The following is a 16,696-nucleotide window of genomic DNA, read 5'->3' on the forward strand; positions in this document are numbered from 1 at the left end:
GGTTTTTTTACAATGTTTTTATACTTGCCGTTGCCAGCAGTTGTGCTGTTTCAAATAAGGGTAAGCCCATGACCCCAGAATAGGAACCTTCCAACCGTTCGATGAAGACTGCGCCGCGCCCTTGGATGGCATACGCGCCCGCTTTGTCTTGTGGCTCCCCAGTTTCCCAGTATGCCAAAATTTCCATATCGGTGACTGAACGGAATTTGACCTTGCTGCGGTTTACCCGCACTTGCGTACCGTTTGCCGTGGTTAAAGCAATAGCGGTGAAAATCTCGTGCCAGTTACCGGACATGCGGCGCAACATGCGCTGGGCATCGGCAAAACTGCTGGGTTTCACCAGCAATTCACCCTCAAATAGCCCCAAGGTATCCGCGCCGAGCACGGGTAAAATGGGTGTATGCAATACGCCCCTACGGGCATTCCATACGGCTTCCGCCTTGGATTTGGCTAGGCGTTCGACCAAGGCTTCGGCGGCTTCACCCGGCAACGGGGTTTCATCCACGTCAGCGGTTTGCACCTCAAAACGGATGCCAATTTGTTCCAGCAATTCGCGGCGGCGCGGGGAGGCGGACGCCAAAATAATCTGCGGCTGCCCCATTTACGTTAGTCTCCGCGATGGTAGGGGTGGTTCGTGAGAATGCTCCAAGCGCGGAATAATTGTTCTGCCACCACAATACGCACTAACGGATGTGGGAACGTCAGCGGCGACAGCGACCAGCTTTGCTCAGCACGTTGCAAACAAGCGGGGGAAAGCCCTTCCGGGCCACCCACCAATAAACTCACATCGCGCCCTGACATCAACCACTGGTCAAGTTGCTGGGAAAGTTGCTCCGTTGACCACGGTTTGCCTTTCACATCCAAAGTAATGACAAGGCTGCCATCGGGAACCGCTGCCAGCAGCTTTTCACCTTCGGTCTGGCGGATGCGCTGCAAATCACTGTTTTTGGTGCGCTTCTCGGCAGCAATTTCGCGGATCAACAACTGACATTGCGGCGGCATCCTTCCGGCGTATTCATCCGTGCCGGTATTCACCCACGCAGGCATTTTCGTGCCAATTGCCAGCAGGTGGATGCGCATTTAGGCAGTGCCTTCCCGGCTTTGCGGAATGCCCTGCCCCATTTCCCACAGCTTTTCGAGGTTGTAGAAATCGCGGGTGCTGGCGAGCATTACGTGCAAGATAATGTCGTTAAGGTCAACCAGCACCCATTCGGCATCCTGTTCGCCTTCGATACCCAACGGCGGCATCCCGGCTTCTTTGGCTGCGAGTGCAACGCTATCAGCAAGGGATTTTACGTGGCGGCTGGAGTTACCCGTGGCAATAATCATCATTTCAGTGATGGGAGAACGACCACGCACATCGACAGCTACGATGTCCTGTGCTTTCATATCTTCCAGTTTTTCAATAACTAAGGCTTTAAATTGTTCAAGTTCCATTAAATTTCACAATACAGTTGGTGGGATTGAATATAGTCGAGAACGCTGTCCGGCAACAAGTAACGGGGATTTTTCCCTTGCTGCAATGTTGCGCGTAATCGGGTGGAGGAAATATCCAGTGCCGTGACAGCTAGGGAATAAATCCGGCCTGCCGGGGTACTGCACAGGTCGTCGGGATTCGTGCCCAAACGGTTTGTGTACCAGCCAGCGGGGGGCAGACTATACCCCGGACGGTGGACGACGACCAGATGTGTTAGTTGCAAAATCGCTTCCCAACGATGCCAGGTTTGGAATGCCAAGAAAGCGTCAACGCCAAGGGTGAAGAGAATTGGGCATTCATCACCCACTTCAGCACGGAAAGATGCCAAGGTATCCACGCTATAGGAATACCCTTCCCGGTGTAATTCCCGTTCATCCGCGTGCAAACTTGCTTCATTGGCAACCGCCAGTTGCAGCATCGCCAGCCGTTGTTCCGCGTTGGCAACAGGTTGCGGACGGTGCGGCGGCACTTTGCCGGGAATCAGGCGCATGTCGGCAATGCCGAAATGTTCCGCCACTTCCAATGCAGTGCGCAGATGTCCGTGGTGGATGGGATCGAATGTGCCGCCGAGGATGCCGATCACTGGCGGATATGACCATCGCCCAGCACGATATATTTCTGCGAAGTCAGCCCTTCCAAACCCACCGGCCCCCGCGCATGAATTTTATCGGTACTGATGCCAATTTCCGCACCCAAGCCGTATTCAAAACCGTCAGCAAAACGTGTGGAAGCATTCACCATCACCGAACTGGAATCCACTTCACGCAGGAAAGCCCGCGCCCGTGTGTAGTTTTCGGTAATAATCGCGTCGGTATGGTGCGAACCGTAGTGGTTAATGTGCACAATCGCCGCCGCCATGTCCGGCACGATACGGATGGAAAGGATCGGGGCGAGATATTCAGCGCTCCAATCTTCCTCGCTTGCAGGCGTACACGCAGGCAAGATTGCGCAGGTTTTTGCGCAGCCGCGCAGTTCCACGCCCTTAGCAGTATATTGTTCTGCCAATGCGGGCAGCACTTGTCCGGCAATGCTTTCCGCCACCAGCAAGGTTTCCATCGCATTGCACACGCCGTAACGGTGGGTTTTGGCGTTGATTGCCACTTTGATGGCTTTATCGAGGTCGCCTTGGTCGTCGATATAGACGTGGCAAATGCCGTCCAGATGTTTGATGACGGGAATGCGTGACTCGGCGCTGACACGCTCAATCAAGCCTTTGCCACCACGCGGCACGATCACATCCACGTATTGCGACATGCGTAACAGCTCGCCAACAGCGGCACGGTCGGTGGTTTCCACCACTTGCACACCCGCCGCAGGCAAGCCTGCCGCTTCCAGCCCGTCACGTACACACGCGGCAATCGCTTGGTTGGAATGGATGGCTTCAGAACCGCCGCGCAAAATGGTGGCATTGCCGGATTTCAGGCACAGCGCCGCCGCATCCACGGTGACGTTCGGGCGCGATTCGTAAATGATGCCGACCACGCCGAGTGGCACGCGCATTTTCCCCACCTGAATCCCGGAAGGCCGGTAATTAAGGTCAGTAATTGTACCAATCGGGTCAGCCAGCGTGGCGACTTGGCGCACACCTTCTGCCATCCCCGCGATGGTTTTATCGTTCAGGGTCAGGCGGTCAAGCATCGCTGCATCCAGCCCTTTCTCACGCCCCGCTGCCAAATCTTTGGCATTTTCGCTTTTGAGCCAATCCGCACGTTCCAGCAGTGCATCCGCAATGCGCAGTAAGGCGTCGTTCTTGGCTTTCGTATCGGCATTGGCTAGGATTTGCGCGGCTTGTTTTGCCCGCTGACCAACGCCTTGCATGTATTCAATAATGTCCAAACCGGGTTCCTCGTGGTTCGCAGTTACTTTGTGGCGCATAATAGCACGGGAAGTGACTTGTACCGTGTTTTCTGCTACAACTACGCCATTTTTTACTGGAGCCATGCACATTGAGCGACCGTATCTACCGCATTTCCTTCGTCAATCAAGACAGGATTTATGAAATTTTTGCCAAACAGGTTTACGAATCAGACCTGTACGGCTTCGTGGTGGTAGAGGAAATCGTATTCGGTACGCAAAGCAGCGTGGTGATTGATCCGGGTGAAGAGCGCTTGAAAACGGAATTCGACGCGGTTAAACGCAGTTTCATCCCGATCCATTCCGTGATCCGCATTGACGAGGTGGAAAAGCCGGGTGTCAGCAAAATCCACGCGATGGATGGCAGCACCAATACTAACGTCAGTCCCTTTGCCCGCCCCGCCAGCAACAAAAAGAAAGATTAAGCGTGCATCCGTATCTTGCTGTTTCAGGTCAAGAATCGGATCAGTGGTAGCAATATTAAGATAAGGTAGTTCAGCGAAAAACTGTTATTATGCCGCAATGAAAACCCTAGTGTCTGGATGGAGTGGATGGGACGAAAATTAGCGCGTTTCGTACAGACCACATTGGTGTTGGCTGCTATCCTGTTCGGCTATACCACAGTCTCCGATAGTGAATTTGATCTGTGGAAAGGCCAGTTTAAGACCTTGGCTGTTGCCCAAGGCATTCGCGCAGAAACGGTGGATTTGGCATTTCGTGGGTTGCTGCCCGATAGCAAAGTCTTGCGATTGGACAGCAAACAGCCCGAATTTACCAAAACTGTCTGGGAATATCTGGAATCAGCCGCCTCCAAAGAACGCATTGCCGTAGGGCAGGATCGTTTGCGCGAATACGCCCCGCTGCTAGACCGACTTTATGTCCAATACGGCGTCCAGCCTGAATACTTACTAGCGATCTGGGGTTTGGAAAGTGATTTCGGGCGCTTCACAGGCCGCCACAGCACCATCCGTTCCCTCGCCACACTGGCCTACGCAGGCAATGAGGAACGGCGGGATTTCTGGGGCAAACAACTGCTTTCTGCCCTGCGGATTCTGCAACACGGCGATATGTCCTTGGTAACGATGCGCGGTTCATGGGCAGGCGCTATCGGGCACACCCAATTTATCCCCACCACGTTTGAAGAATATGCCGTTGACTTTGATGGTGATGGCAAACGCGATTTGGTCAACAGCATTCCTGATGCACTGGCCTCTACTGCCAATTACTTAGCCCAATCGGGGTGGGAACGGGGCAAACCGTGGGGCGAAGAAGTCCGCTTACCCCCCCAGTTTGACTGGAGCAAATCCGACCCTAACTATTGGTTGCCGACCGAAACGTGGGCATCCGAAAACCGCGTGGCGCTGGCGGATGGTACTTTATTGTCGGGCACTGGCACTGACTGGGCGTTCTTGTTCTTGCCCGCCGGTTATCGTGGCCCGGCGTTTCTGGCATTCCACAATTTCAATATCATCCTCAAATACAATAATGCGCAGAACTACGCGCTGGCGGTGGGTTATCTGGGCGACCGTATCCGGGGAAAACCTGCCTTGCTGGGTACGTGGCCTCACGATGAAGAACCGTTAAACCATACGCAAAAGGCTGAGTTACAAGCATTACTCACGGCGGCGGGCTACAGCACCGACGGGATCGACGGAAGGATAGGCCCGAACACCCGTGCGGCCTTACGCCGCTGGCAGATGGATTCGGGCTTTCCTGCCGATGGCTATGCCACGCAGGAACACCTGAGCTTCCTGCGCAAGGAGGCTACTGAACCTCCCGCGCAATAAGTTAGCTTACTTTGCGTTGAACACTGCTTTGGCAGCAGGGACAGCAACACTGGAATTGATCGGTGCATTCATGCCAGACAACACGGCATCCAGCGCCCCCAGACAATTCAGTACGTTCTTTTCATTGCTGGCAAAACCCATCAGGCCAAGACGCCAGATTTTCCCCGCCAATGCGCCCAAACCAGCACCGATTTCGAGGCTGTAACTGTTGAGCAATTCACTGCGGACAGCGGCTTCGTCCACACCTTCAGGGATGGTGACAGAGTTCAGTTGCGGCAAGCGGTAGGCTTCTTCCACCACGAAACGCAACCCCATCGCCTCGATCCCGGCTTTCAGTGCCTCATGATTGTGGGCGTGGCGTGCCCAAGCATTTTCCAGCCCTTCTTCTTGCAATATCACCAGTGATTCGTGCAAAGCGTACAAGGTGTTGACGGGCGCGGTGTGGTGGTAAGCGCGTTTCGTGCCACCGCCCCAGTAACCCATGACCAAGTTCATATCCATGAACCAGCTTTGTACTTTGGTTTGGCGGTTTTTGATGCGTTCAACCGCACGTGCACCGAAACTGACCGGGGAAATGCCGGGAACGCAAGACAGGCACTTTTGCGTGCCGGAATAGATTGCGTCGATGTCCCATTCGTCCATTTTCAGCGGTGTGCCGCCCAATGAAGTAACGGCATCAACGATGGTCAGGCAGTCATGATCATGCGCGAGCTTGACCAGCGCTTGGGCGTCAGATTGTGCGCCAGTGGAGGTTTCTGCGTGGACGAAGGCGACCAATTTGGCATCTGGATGGGTTTTCAGCGCATCTTCCAGCTTGTTTGGGTCGACTGGCTTGCCCCAGTCATCCAGCACCATGATCGGGGTAGCGCCGCAACGTTCCACATTTTCTTTCATGCGCCCGCCGAAAACACCGTTTTGGCACACGATTACCTTGTCACCCGGCTCGACCAGATTGACGAAACAGGTTTCCATGCCCGCTGAACCGGGGGCGGAAACAGGCATGGTCAACTCGTTTTTAGTCTGGAAGGCGTACTGCAACATGCCTTTCACTTCGTCCATCATGCTGACGAATACGGGGTCAAGATGCCCAAGGGTTGGGCGTGACATCGCCTCAAGGACACGCGGGCTGACATCGGAAGGGCCAGGCCCCATCAAGGTACGGACTGGCGGGTGGAAAGATTTAGCGGTCATGCGTTCAGTTCCATTTTGTGCAAAAGCACAATCATACTATGGACAGCCGCCCGCTTAAAGACTCAGCGTTTCTATCGGAAATTAAACAGCGTCCTGAATCTTACGCAATTCCTGTTCGCAAAGCAGCTTCAGCATCGACAACGCATCGTTCAGTAATTCACCGCGTACCCTTTGAAGCTGCTCCTGCAAGTAACCACGCCCCTCGCTAAGCATCTCATCCCAATACGCTTGATGACGGCTATCCCACCACGCCGCAACATTTTCAGGCCGGTAAGCGAGCTTATTGAGCTTAAGCAAGTCATAAATGTTTACCCATTCACCCTCCACCCGCAACATCAGGCTGGGGTTGAACACATAATGCCCTTGCCGCAGCCGGTAGAACAGTTTGCGGTTGTAACGGTCATCGCGGAACATCTCGTTTTTCGATAAAATACTGGAAATATAAGCACGTTGCTTGCGCCGCAACGGCAAGATACTCGGCGGGAAATGCTCCACGGCATCAATGATTTCTTGCGTACCAAACGCCCCCCGATGAACCAGCTTGGCAGGCAACACGCGGTAAAATAGCGCCATCATCAGGTTCAGCAGGAAAAATTCCATGCTGTGTTTGTCCAGTTTCACCAGCTTGCCATCGACTTGGATGCTGATACTGTCGGGTTCAAGCTGGCGGTAAATATTGCCTAAATGTTGGCGGGCGTATTTGTCATCCTTACTGGCCTGCTGCAAAGCGATCTGGAAAGCGGAAAAACCATTATTATCAATATGCTCTGTATCTGCGCCAGCGCCTGCCAACTCCTGCACCAAGAGCGGATTACCCAGCCATGCTGCCACCATCAACGGCGTTTGGTTGAATGGGTTACGGAAATCCACGCCAAATTTGTTTAACTGGTTGCGTAATGCCACCGGGTTTTTAGCCTGATACGGCAGGTAATATTTCTGCTGGAGCTGCTTGATGCCGTTTTCAGGATGGCGGGCAGGTTTGAAATCAACCACCAATAAATCCCGCAGGAATTGGAGGTCTTCGTATACCAGCGCATATTCAAACAACGCGAGGCGGGCTTTTTTGTCACCTTGCTGGATGGCTTGGTTATGCAGTTTGTCGAGGCTATCCCCCGTGTAAACCTCCCAATCCGGCACTTGTTGTTTGAGGATTTCGCGGCGGATACGGTCAGCTTGTTCCTGTTTGCCCTGCAATTCGAGCTTGTGGGCTTCGTGCTGCCATTCTTCAAGGCTGGAATTCTGGTTCGCCATATCCAGCGTTTCCAGCGCATTGTGCAAACCGAGCAAATCCAACAGGCGTTGCTTAGGATCGGCTTCAATCCAATATAAATTGCGCACCGCACGAGTCAGGGCAACGTACAAGGCATTAATGTAAAACTTATAAACTTCCAGCGACTTATCGGTTTTGTCTTTGGCTCGGGCGTATTTCAAGTCCTGCTGCAAATCGGCGGGTGTCACGCCGTTGCTAATTTCTCGGAAACGCTTATCTTCTGATGAGAGAAAATTGTAGAGGATGATATTTTCGTATTCCAAGCCCTTGGCTTCTTGGATCGAAAACACCAGCGGCGTATTGAAGTGCTGCTGCGCTTCGGCCTTTTGCTCCGCGTGCATCACCACCACCGCGAAACGGGTGGAGGTGCGGGTTTTGGCATCGAGTTCACGGCGGATATTATCGCGGTCTTGCAGGAACACCACTTGCCCTTGCACATGCCCGTTACTTTGCACCAAATAATTGCTTTCTTTATCAATCGAGCCGAAACGGGCATTTTTCAGCAATAAAATGCGGTTCGCTAACTCAGTGACTTGCGGCGAATTACGGTAATTCGTGCTTAAAATGCGGATCAGGTCGGCATCGGCTTGCAACTCGCCGTGGGTGTAAAACAGGCTTTTGAGCTTGCTCCACGAGAAAAAGTTGGGGTGGACAATCTGGTTGGAATCACCGCACAACAAAAACCCAAGCGGATCACGCAGCGATTTGAGGATCAGGAAAAGCTGGATATTGGTCAAATCCTGCACTTCGTCCACCACCACGAAATCGTAGCGCGGCACAATCTGGCTCAGGTAACTATGGCTGAGGATATTGCTGTCGTAGTAACGGTTTTCCTGCAAAAACGCCAGATAGCGGGTGAAAATATCGTAAACGGCGGCGCGTTCTTCCTGCAAAAAGATCGACTGCTTGACGCCGAGATTGAGGTATTCCTCACGTCCCAAATACGCTGCGTCCACCGATGGGCCAGTCAGTACGCCTTTGAATTCCTCGAACAGCTTATGTGCGTCTTTAATTGCGCAACGCGGTTGGCGATTAAACCAGTAGGAAAAATCGCGAAAAGTGACGGGCTTGCCCGCAGGGACACGGATACTTTCGAGAAATTCCTGAAACGAAAGGAAATCAACATTCTGCTGCTCGTTTTCATAGCCGTGCGCGTAATACAAGTCGCGGGAATTTTTCACCAAGTAAGGCGAATGCGTGACATACAGCACATCACCGGGAGCGGCTTTCATCTTTTCCAGCGTGAGTGCGGTTTTGCCGCTGCCTGCCGAACCGATGATTACCAACGGCGGTTGCAGGGCGTACACATCTTGTTGCGCATCGTCGAAGGAAATGATTTTGTCCAGCAGGTTGAAACGCCCGTGCAGCGGGTTGACGTAAGCCAACGACGGTGCGTCTTCCGGTACTTTTTCCAGCACCGGGATTTTGTCTTCATCCAAAGCCACGACACCGCGCAAGAAACGCGAACTGTCGTAATCGTGGCTTTTCAAGTATTCCAACACCAAGGCATAACGTGCGCCCTGATACTGATGGAAAGACAACAACAGGCGGTCACTGCGGTTAAGGCGGGCGCGGTAAAGGTTGTCGCCGATTTTTTTTACGTCGGCAGATTTGAGGTCGTCGGCTTCCATCAGCTTTTGCCATTTGGTGAAGCCAGTGATGGATTTGGGGTTTAATTCGTTATAGAGCAGGACGTGCATCGTTTTCCTTTAACCGCAAAGATGCTGCACCAGCCGTATCCAATAACTCGCCCCCAACGGCAAAATGGTATCGTTGAAATCGTAGTGCGGATTGTGCAGCGGGCGGCTTTCCCCCGCATCCCCATTCCCGATCCAGATATAAGCCCCCGGACGTTGTTGGAGCATGTAGGCGAAATCCTCAGCCCCCATACTGGGCGGCGGGTTCCATGCTACACAGGCTTCGCCGACCAATGCCATCGCCACCTGATAACAGGCTTGTGCATTCGCCGGACGGTTGATCGTGGCAGGATAGCCGGGGATAAACGTGACGCTAGCTTGTGCATCAAACGCCAGCGCGGTGTGTTCCACCAATTGGCGCAGGCGTTGCTTGATCAGGCTGCGTTGCGCCTCCGCTAAGGTGCGGATCGTGCCGTGCAGGGAAACGGTTTCGGGGATCACATTGTAAGCGCCACTTCCGCCTACCATGTGGGTAATGCTGATCACGCCGCTGTCCACCGGACGCAGGTTACGCGCCACAATGCTTTGCACGGCGGTAATGATATGCCCCGCCACTAACACCGGGTCAGTCAAGGTATCGGGCATCGCCGCATGACCGCCCTTACCCGTAATCGCAATATCAAAGGAATCGGTGGAAGCCATCACCGCGCCCGGATGCACAGCAAATTGTCCCGCCGGAATCCCCGGCCAATTGTGCATCCCGTACACTTCCGCGATGGGAAAACGCTCGAACAGCCCATCTTCGATCATGCGCCGCGCCCCTGCCCCGTTTTCTTCGGCAGGCTGAAAAATGAAATAGACTGTCCCAGCAAAATCGGGATTTTCCGCCAACGCCGTCGCCGCGCCCAGCAGCATGGTGGTGTGCCCGTCATGCCCGCAACCGTGCATTTTTCCGTGGTGGCAGGACTTGTGGTCAAAAGTATTCAATTCGGTCAGCGGTAAGGCATCCATGTCCGCCCGCAGGCCAATGTGCTTATCACCGGGACGTTTGCCGTGCAACACACCCACCAAACCCGTTCCACCCAAACCCGTGTGGACTTCCATCCCCAGCGTGCGCAAATGCGCAGCGACGAACTCGCTGGTACGGAATTCTTCATACGCGGTTTCAGGATGCTTGTGGATGTCGCGCCGCCATTGCTGCATATCCGTGTGCAATTGGATCGCGGCGGCGGTAGGGTCAAGTTTGACGGTCATGCGGCTGCTCCGGCGCTTAAGGTTTGCAACTCGGTCAAAGGCCAACGCGGGCGGGCATTGATCACCGCCGCTTCGCTTGCCCCCGCCTGCAAACGCAATGCCCCCGCATAAGCAATCATCGCGCCATTATCGGTGCAAAAAGCCAAACGCGGGAAATACACGTTAGCGTTTAACTCCGCCAACCTTGTCCGCAAACGCTTGTTTGCCCCTACCCCGCCTGCAACCACCAGCCGTTTGCGCCCAGATTGTTCCAACGCCCGACGGCATTTGATGAATAAGGTATCAACCACTGCCTCCTCGAAAGCCAGCGCAATGTCAGCCTTATCTTGTTGCGTTTGGGTGGAGTTTTGCCAAGTGGTAAGCGAAAAGGTTTTCAAACCACTGAAACTGAAATCACAACCAGGGCGGTCAACCATCGGACGTGGAAATTTATAGCGCCCCGCTGTGCCCTGTTCCGCCAGCTTTGCCAGCAAGGGGCCACCGGGATAATCCAGCCCCATCAGTTTGGCAGTCTTGTCAAAGGCTTCCCCGGCAGCATCGTCAACGCTTTCACCAAGAATGTGGTATTCGCCGATTTGCGGCACATCGACCAATAGGGTGTGACCACCGGATACCAGCAACGCGACGAAAGGGAGTTCGGGTGGGTTTTCTTCCAACATGGGAGCTAACAAATGGCCTTCCATGTGGTGTACGCTCACTGCGGGGATGTTCAAACCCCACGCCATCGACCGCGCAATCGACGCACCCGTCAGCAATGCACCGATCAGGCCGGGGCCTGCGGTGTAGGCAATGCCATCAATATCCGTCAGTTGCAAGCCTGCATCCACCAATACTTCGCGCAATAGCGGTAATACCCGGCGGATATGGTCGCGAGACGCCAATTCCGGCACAACCCCACCGTATTCCGCGTGCATGGCAATTTGGCTGAACAGGCGGTGTGCCAGCAAGCCTTTATCCGTATCGTAAATGGCGACACCCGTCTCGTCGCAGGAGCTTTCTATACCCAGAACGCGCATCCGTAGCCTTCATCCATCATGGCAGCAAAGCCGCCAGTATAGCAAAAAGCTCAAGCCACCGCTGACATGCTCCCCGGCATTTCACTGTAACCCAAACTGGCAACTTGGGTTGGTTCCAAATCCTGATTGCCGGTCGCGGTGTACGAACCTGTCAATTTGAAATCCATCGCCTTGTTGTTACTGACGGTGTTTTTCCAACTTTGGCGCGTGGTTTTGGTGGTGGCAATCATGATCCACGGTTGGCGTACACTGCTTGGATCGCTGCCGATGACAGTATTGCCGCTAATCGTGCAATATTCCGCAACACCCAAAGTAATGCCGTGGTAATGGTCAGTCTGCACCAGATTATCGCGGATCAAGGCGCGGCGGATTACCCCATCGAAACAACCAATACCCTGCATGTCGCGCATCCCACCCGGATCGCGGGAACGGTTGTAAATGCGGTTACGCTGGATAATCACCCCGTTCAAAATACCATCCGCCGGATTCGCCGCCGCCGCACTCCACAACTGAATCGCATCGTTATGGTTGCTGGGGTTCCCGGTAAACGAATGCATGATGATATTGTCCGAAGCGGTAGTGTAATCCGCCAACATGCGGATGCCATCCACGCAGAAACCATCAATCGAGTTGGACATCGCATCACTGCCCCAACCGCGTAAAGTAATGCCGGTTCGCACGTTTAGCAGAGTATTGTTGCTGACTTTGCAATCATCGCCAGTCACCAACACGCCATCCCGCGCTTTCAACCATTGTGCTGGTTGCCACCCAGCGCGGCTAGCGGCGGACTGGATGTAACACCACTGCAAAACGTTGCCCTGCCCACCCAGAATAGATGCCAGCGGAACATCTGCCGAGACAGCACCCTTAGTGCGGATGGTCGTTTTACCTTTACCGTTGAAAACCAAATTCGTGCAGGTGTTGATGACCAATCGGTTGAGGCTGATTTGCGCCCCCGCTTCTGGCATGACATTCACCAGTGCTGTGTGGTCGCCGACATTGTTGATGATTAAATCACCGTGATCGCCAGATTTGAGGAACACCATGTCCCCCGCTTTGACCCGGTTCCAAGCAAATGCTGTACCCGGTGTAATAGAATGTGTAGTAGCCATGACAAGTCCCCTAAGAGCCATGTGCTGCATACCAATAGAACAGGAATTTACGGCGGATTGTCGATTGACTGCCTTGTCTTGCCCAAAACTTCCGTGTGTGCGCCTTAAGCCCCTGTACCCCTGTTCGGGACGCAACACGATAAAACCATGAAATTTGATTATACCCCTGTCAAGAAGTTCCCGGAAGGTAATGATAAAATAGGGCTTGAATATGCTAGAGTTGAGCGGTTGACATCATGGTAAGGAAACACATGCGTACTTTCTGGAACTTAGGGCTGTTGCTGGTTCTGTGCTTACAAATACCGGCTAGCTGGGCACAAGACCGGCTGATTATTATGGCAGGGCAATCCAACATGATGGGGCGCGGCACGACTTATAGCTTACCCGATGCTTACAAACAGACGCCCAAAAATATCAGTTTCTTTTATCAAGGACGACCCCACAAATTAGCGGAGTTTGCTTTTTTCGGCCCAGAAGTGGCGTTTGCCCATGACGTTGCCCGTGCGTTTCCCCACGACCATATCATCTTGGTCAAACAGGCCGTTACGGGCAGTTTCATCAAACAATGGCTACCGGATGGCCCCTTGTACAATGGCTTGCTACGCCAAGTCGGCTTCGCTACGGATGAACATCCCGCCAAAGTCGATGCCTTCCTGTGGATGCAGGGGGAAAGCGATGCCCGCAGCAACCCGCAAGAAGCCCAGCAGTACGGCTCGCGGTTAGAAGCATTGGTGCAACGCTTACGTGCCGATACCCACGCCCCGCAAAGCCTGTTCATCTTGGGGCAAATCAACCCAGAACATCCCGCTTTCCTGATGACCGAAAGCGTCAGGCAACAACAGCAGCAAATCCAGCAAGAACTGCCGAATGCGATGGTCATTTCAACCGATGGCTTGGGTAAATTGCCTGACAGGATCCACTACGATGCGGATGGGCAAATCCAGCTAGGAAAACGCTTTGCCGAGGCGTATATCAAGCGGGCGAGGTCGTAAAGACAAGGCTAGAAAAAAGGCGTGACCGGAAATCACGCCTAAATAAAGTACATTGTGACCATGACGAGTCACCGTACAATCTTCGCCCGTCTCCCTCGAAAGAAGTAGGGGCGAATAAATTATAGACAATGACCGTCGATAAATCCATTTAATCCACAAGCTTTTAGGCTGATTTCATGTTACTCGACTTTGGTATTTTCCAAACAGTGCTGGCTATCCTGTTATTTATTTGGGCAGGGTTTGTCCGCACAGGCTTAGGTTTCGGTGGGGCTGCGTTAGGTCTGCCGCTGATGCTGTTCCTGAATAATGATCCCTTGTTGTGGTTGCCCATGATAAGCGTCCATTTATTGCTTTTTTCTGGGATGACTTTACGCACCCGCCTGCATAACGTTGACTGGAAATATTTACGTTATTCAGCCTTTTATATTATTCCACCAGCGATCATTGGCGTGTTTGGCTTGGTTAACCTACCAACCTTATGGCTGAATATCTTTATTTATTCCATCACCCTCTTCTACGGGTTTATCTGGCTGCTCAACCGTACCATTGAAAGCAACCATCCGTGGGTAGATAAGGTCTTGCTGATGCTCGGCGGTTATGTCGCAGGTACATCACTGACCGGCGCACCGCTGATGGTGGCGGTCTACATGCGCAATGTCAGTAAGGAAAAATTACGCGATACCCTGTTTGTGCTGTGGTTCGTGTTGGTCAGCATCAAAATGACCACGTTTGTCGCGCTATCCGTCGAGTTGCATTTCGTAACGGCACTTTTGCTGCTGCCCGGCGCGGCGGTTGGGCATGTGTTGGGGCTGAAAACCCACGACCTCATCATGCGTAATGATTTGCTCTTTAAACGCTGGGTCGGCGGTGGCCTCGTCCTTGTCAGCTCCTTGGGGTTGTGGGCGCTGCTCTAATTGTCCAGTAATCCATGACGCGCAAATACTGTCAGCAGGTGATGCACATTATCGCCGACTTCCTTTTCCAGCCCCTTGTCGCTGGTTTGCGCTTGTTTGCCTCCCGGCACTGCCAACTTACCTGCCTTTATTTCGGTAAATAACTGCTGGGTAATTTCTGCGGCGGTAAGCTGCCCGTCCAAGTACTTCAACAAATGGCTGGCAAAAGCATCAATGCTTAAGCCCAAATGGTGCACTGTCGCAATACTGCTCCAATCTTGCGCGGCCTGTAAGCGGGCAAGAGCCGTGGCTTGCGGACGTTCCGGCAAATTTGGTTGCAACAAACAAGGCTGCAAATGCCCCAATACGGCACGGTAACTGTATAAACTGAACAATTCGCTCACCAGCTCACTGCGTTGCCCCGCGAATTTACCGCCACCTGCATCGCTTACCCGCTGGACAGCCTCTGCCAATAAAGTAGCAAAATCAGGGGTATGCGGATGCACATCCCGCAGGTACAACAACGCCGCTTTGGTCAACGGATGGGCAACATTCAGTTCCGTATTGTCCGGGTAGAGGAACGTTGCTGGCTTCATATTTTCCAGCAGTGCTTTGCCCTTGAGCCGCAGGTTGGCGCTAAAGAAAAAGGTGGTGAACACATCCACATCAATTTCACGTTCCAACGGCAAATCGGCACGGAATAACAGGCTCTGGCGGAAAGTACGCATCCGTACAAAATCCATCCACTGCTCGTGTTGCAAAGGGTCTTCGATAGCCGCCAGTGCATTCTGCGCAGGCGGCGGCAAAGTGGTATCAAACAGGGTATGCAGGTCAGTTTCACATAAGTATTGCAAGCCGTGACACTGAATGTCGGCGAGAAATTCAGTGAACAAGAATGCATTATTTTCACCCGCCAGATATTCGTGCAGCACATAGCTGGGGTGGGCTTTGAGCAAATAGCTGATTTCTTTCTGGACGTAACGGTTGCTGTCGGCTTCCGCCCCCTGCAAAGCTTGTTGCAGACGTTCCAGCGCTGTAATGGCTGCTTGGTATTTGGCATTTGCGCCCAGCACATCGTGGGTGGCGTATAACAGCAAGTCCCGCAAGCTGCCGCGCATTCGCCAACCGGGCAACACGTTGTAGCTAATGTAAGCAATACCATTAGGCGTGAGGCATTCCCGCGCCAGTTGCAGGATTTTTTCCCGCACCACTGTTGGAACCCAAGAATACACGCCGTGGGCAATGATGTAATCGAACTGCCCGATTTCCGTTGGGTCAAGCTCAAGGATGTCGCCAACGTCCAAGCGGATATTGGGCAAGCCGAGTGCCGTGATGATGCTTTGCCCGATTGCAACCTGCGGCGCGGAAAGCTCAATGCCGAGAAACTCGCTGTGCGGCAGGTTCCATGCCATCGGAATGATGTTACCACCCGTGGCGGAACCCAACTCCAGAACCCTGCATTGCTGCGCCAACGGCGTTTGGATACCAAACAAACGGCCTAACGCAGCAAGGTTGCCCGGATGCGTTTCGGGAAAAGGGTTAGTTTCGTAAGTGAACTCATCATAGAAATCGACCATAGCGACAGGATTCCCTCGTTTGTATCCCGCTATTCTGGCTGATTTTAGCTTGGTGGTATAGGGCTGGCTCAGTTAGCGGGCAAGGCGAGCACCATCTGGAACTCTTCGTGCTGACCATCCGCCTGCTTTACCCAGAAGTTTTGCACTGCCACCCGCACATTACCTACCTGCGAGAGCTTCATGGCGTAATCGCCTTGCACTGCTTGGGTTTCAAACTGGCGCGGGGCAGACGCAGCACCCCATGCCAAGGTGTGGCGGCTGAGGCTGAGGATATAGGCGGAAGCCTCCTGCCCGTCGAGTTTGTTGCTGGCAACCATTCCGGCAAGCTCCTGTGACATGCGCGGATCATCGACCGGGACGAACTTGCCATCAGCGGTATATTCCAGCCTGCCGAGCATATCGTCCAGTAGTTGGGCTTGCGTTCCCTCCTGACCCGCACTGGCTTTGGGCGAGAAAAACGTCAAAAAAATTGCCAACAAAATGTAAATAAGTATCGCAAGCCACACAACATGGCGGATAGACGGCGATGACGGAGGAGATGAGTGTGGGGCGGAACTCATACGGACATCCTTGATTTTTAACTAACACCCCACGAGTATAGGTCATCATTAGAAAACTGAATAGCTGCTGAACGAG

General features: G+C 53.3%; 16 protein-coding genes. 4 read left to right on the forward strand and 12 right to left on the reverse strand.

What is annotated here, in order from left to right; all coding sequences use genetic code 11:
- Nucleotides 1-7: 7 nt before the first annotated feature.
- Genes PHE17_RS08105 through PHE17_RS08125 form a run of 5 tightly spaced genes read right to left on the reverse strand, consistent with a single transcriptional unit; the run spans nucleotide 8 to nucleotide 3,313 of the window.
- Nucleotides 8-601, reverse strand: a complete 594-nt coding sequence (locus tag PHE17_RS08105; RefSeq protein WP_301015320.1) for a Maf family protein — start codon at nucleotides 599-601, stop codon at nucleotides 8-10.
- A gap of 5 nt (nucleotides 602-606) precedes the next feature.
- Nucleotides 607-1,080, reverse strand: coding sequence for a 23S rRNA (pseudouridine(1915)-N(3))-methyltransferase RlmH (rlmH, locus tag PHE17_RS08110; RefSeq protein WP_301015321.1), 474 nt, complete (start codon nucleotides 1,078-1,080; stop codon nucleotides 607-609).
- A complete protein-coding gene (gene rsfS / locus PHE17_RS08115) occupies nucleotides 1,081-1,437 on the reverse strand; it encodes a ribosome silencing factor (RefSeq protein WP_301015322.1) in 357 nt (118 codons plus the stop codon). It abuts the gene before it with no gap.
- Nucleotides 1,437-2,060 (reverse strand): nicotinate-nucleotide adenylyltransferase, encoded by a 624-nt coding sequence (nadD, locus tag PHE17_RS08120; protein ID WP_301015323.1) that lies wholly within the window; start codon nucleotides 2,058-2,060, stop codon nucleotides 1,437-1,439. Before nadD ends, rsfS begins: the two co-directional genes overlap by 1 nt.
- On the reverse strand, nucleotides 2,057-3,313 hold the full coding sequence (locus tag PHE17_RS08125) for a glutamate-5-semialdehyde dehydrogenase (RefSeq protein ID WP_301015421.1): 1,257 nt from the start codon (nucleotides 3,311-3,313) through the stop codon (nucleotides 2,057-2,059). Before PHE17_RS08125 ends, nadD begins: the two co-directional genes overlap by 4 nt.
- A gap of 110 nt (nucleotides 3,314-3,423) precedes the next feature.
- Between PHE17_RS08125 and PHE17_RS08130 the strand changes: the two genes are divergently transcribed.
- Complete coding sequence (locus PHE17_RS08130) at nucleotides 3,424-3,756, forward strand: DUF1820 family protein (protein WP_301015324.1); 333 nt, start codon at nucleotides 3,424-3,426, stop codon at nucleotides 3,754-3,756.
- 126 nt (nucleotides 3,757-3,882) lie between these two features.
- Nucleotides 3,883-5,118, forward strand: coding sequence for a lytic murein transglycosylase (locus PHE17_RS08135; RefSeq protein ID WP_301015325.1), 1,236 nt, complete (start codon nucleotides 3,883-3,885; stop codon nucleotides 5,116-5,118).
- Between the two features lie 6 nt (nucleotides 5,119-5,124).
- Here PHE17_RS08135 and PHE17_RS08140 read toward each other — a convergent pair whose 3' ends face one another.
- From PHE17_RS08140 to PHE17_RS08160, 5 genes are all read right to left on the reverse strand, one after another.
- Entirely contained in the window at nucleotides 5,125-6,309 is a 1,185-nt protein-coding gene (locus PHE17_RS08140) for an alanine--glyoxylate aminotransferase family protein (RefSeq protein WP_301015326.1), read from the reverse strand.
- 81 nt (nucleotides 6,310-6,390) lie between these two features.
- The gene (locus PHE17_RS08145; RefSeq protein WP_301015327.1) at nucleotides 6,391-9,279 is read right to left on the reverse strand and encodes a hypothetical protein; all 2,889 of its coding nucleotides are present in this window, start codon (nucleotides 9,277-9,279) and stop codon (nucleotides 6,391-6,393) included.
- A 9-nt stretch (nucleotides 9,280-9,288) separates the two neighbouring features.
- Nucleotides 9,289-10,470 (reverse strand): M20 aminoacylase family protein, encoded by a 1,182-nt coding sequence (locus PHE17_RS08150; RefSeq protein WP_301015328.1) that lies wholly within the window; start codon nucleotides 10,468-10,470, stop codon nucleotides 9,289-9,291.
- Nucleotides 10,467-11,486 carry a tRNA (adenosine(37)-N6)-threonylcarbamoyltransferase complex transferase subunit TsaD gene (gene tsaD / locus PHE17_RS08155; RefSeq protein ID WP_301015329.1) on the reverse strand — a complete coding sequence of 340 codons (1,020 nt, stop codon included), beginning with the start codon at nucleotides 11,484-11,486 and terminating at the stop codon, nucleotides 10,467-10,469. Before tsaD ends, PHE17_RS08150 begins: the two co-directional genes overlap by 4 nt.
- Before the next feature lie 50 nt (nucleotides 11,487-11,536).
- Nucleotides 11,537-12,598: a right-handed parallel beta-helix repeat-containing protein gene (locus PHE17_RS08160; protein ID WP_301015330.1), complete on the reverse strand. Its 1,062-nt coding sequence runs from the start codon at nucleotides 12,596-12,598 to the stop codon at nucleotides 11,537-11,539.
- A 251-nt stretch (nucleotides 12,599-12,849) separates the two neighbouring features.
- Here PHE17_RS08160 and PHE17_RS08165 point away from each other — a divergent pair, with 251 nt between their 5' ends.
- Nucleotides 12,850-13,590 (forward strand): sialate O-acetylesterase, encoded by a 741-nt coding sequence (locus PHE17_RS08165; RefSeq protein WP_301015331.1) that lies wholly within the window; start codon nucleotides 12,850-12,852, stop codon nucleotides 13,588-13,590.
- A 176-nt stretch (nucleotides 13,591-13,766) separates the two neighbouring features.
- Nucleotides 13,767-14,504, forward strand: coding sequence for a TSUP family transporter (locus PHE17_RS08170; protein WP_301015332.1), 738 nt, complete (start codon nucleotides 13,767-13,769; stop codon nucleotides 14,502-14,504).
- Here PHE17_RS08170 and PHE17_RS08175 read toward each other — a convergent pair.
- The gene (locus PHE17_RS08175) at nucleotides 14,501-16,060 is read right to left on the reverse strand and encodes a class I SAM-dependent methyltransferase (RefSeq protein WP_301015333.1); all 1,560 of its coding nucleotides are present in this window, start codon (nucleotides 16,058-16,060) and stop codon (nucleotides 14,501-14,503) included. The genes PHE17_RS08170 and PHE17_RS08175 overlap by 4 nt on opposite strands.
- Nucleotides 16,061-16,128: 68 nt before the next feature.
- Complete coding sequence (locus tag PHE17_RS08180; protein WP_301015334.1) at nucleotides 16,129-16,620, reverse strand: hypothetical protein; 492 nt, start codon at nucleotides 16,618-16,620, stop codon at nucleotides 16,129-16,131.
- Between the last annotated feature and the right edge of the window lie 76 nt (nucleotides 16,621-16,696).

Origin of the sequence: Thiothrix sp., from assembly GCF_028714775.1 — a bacterium.
Classification (GTDB): domain Bacteria; phylum Pseudomonadota; class Gammaproteobacteria; order Thiotrichales; family Thiotrichaceae; genus Thiothrix.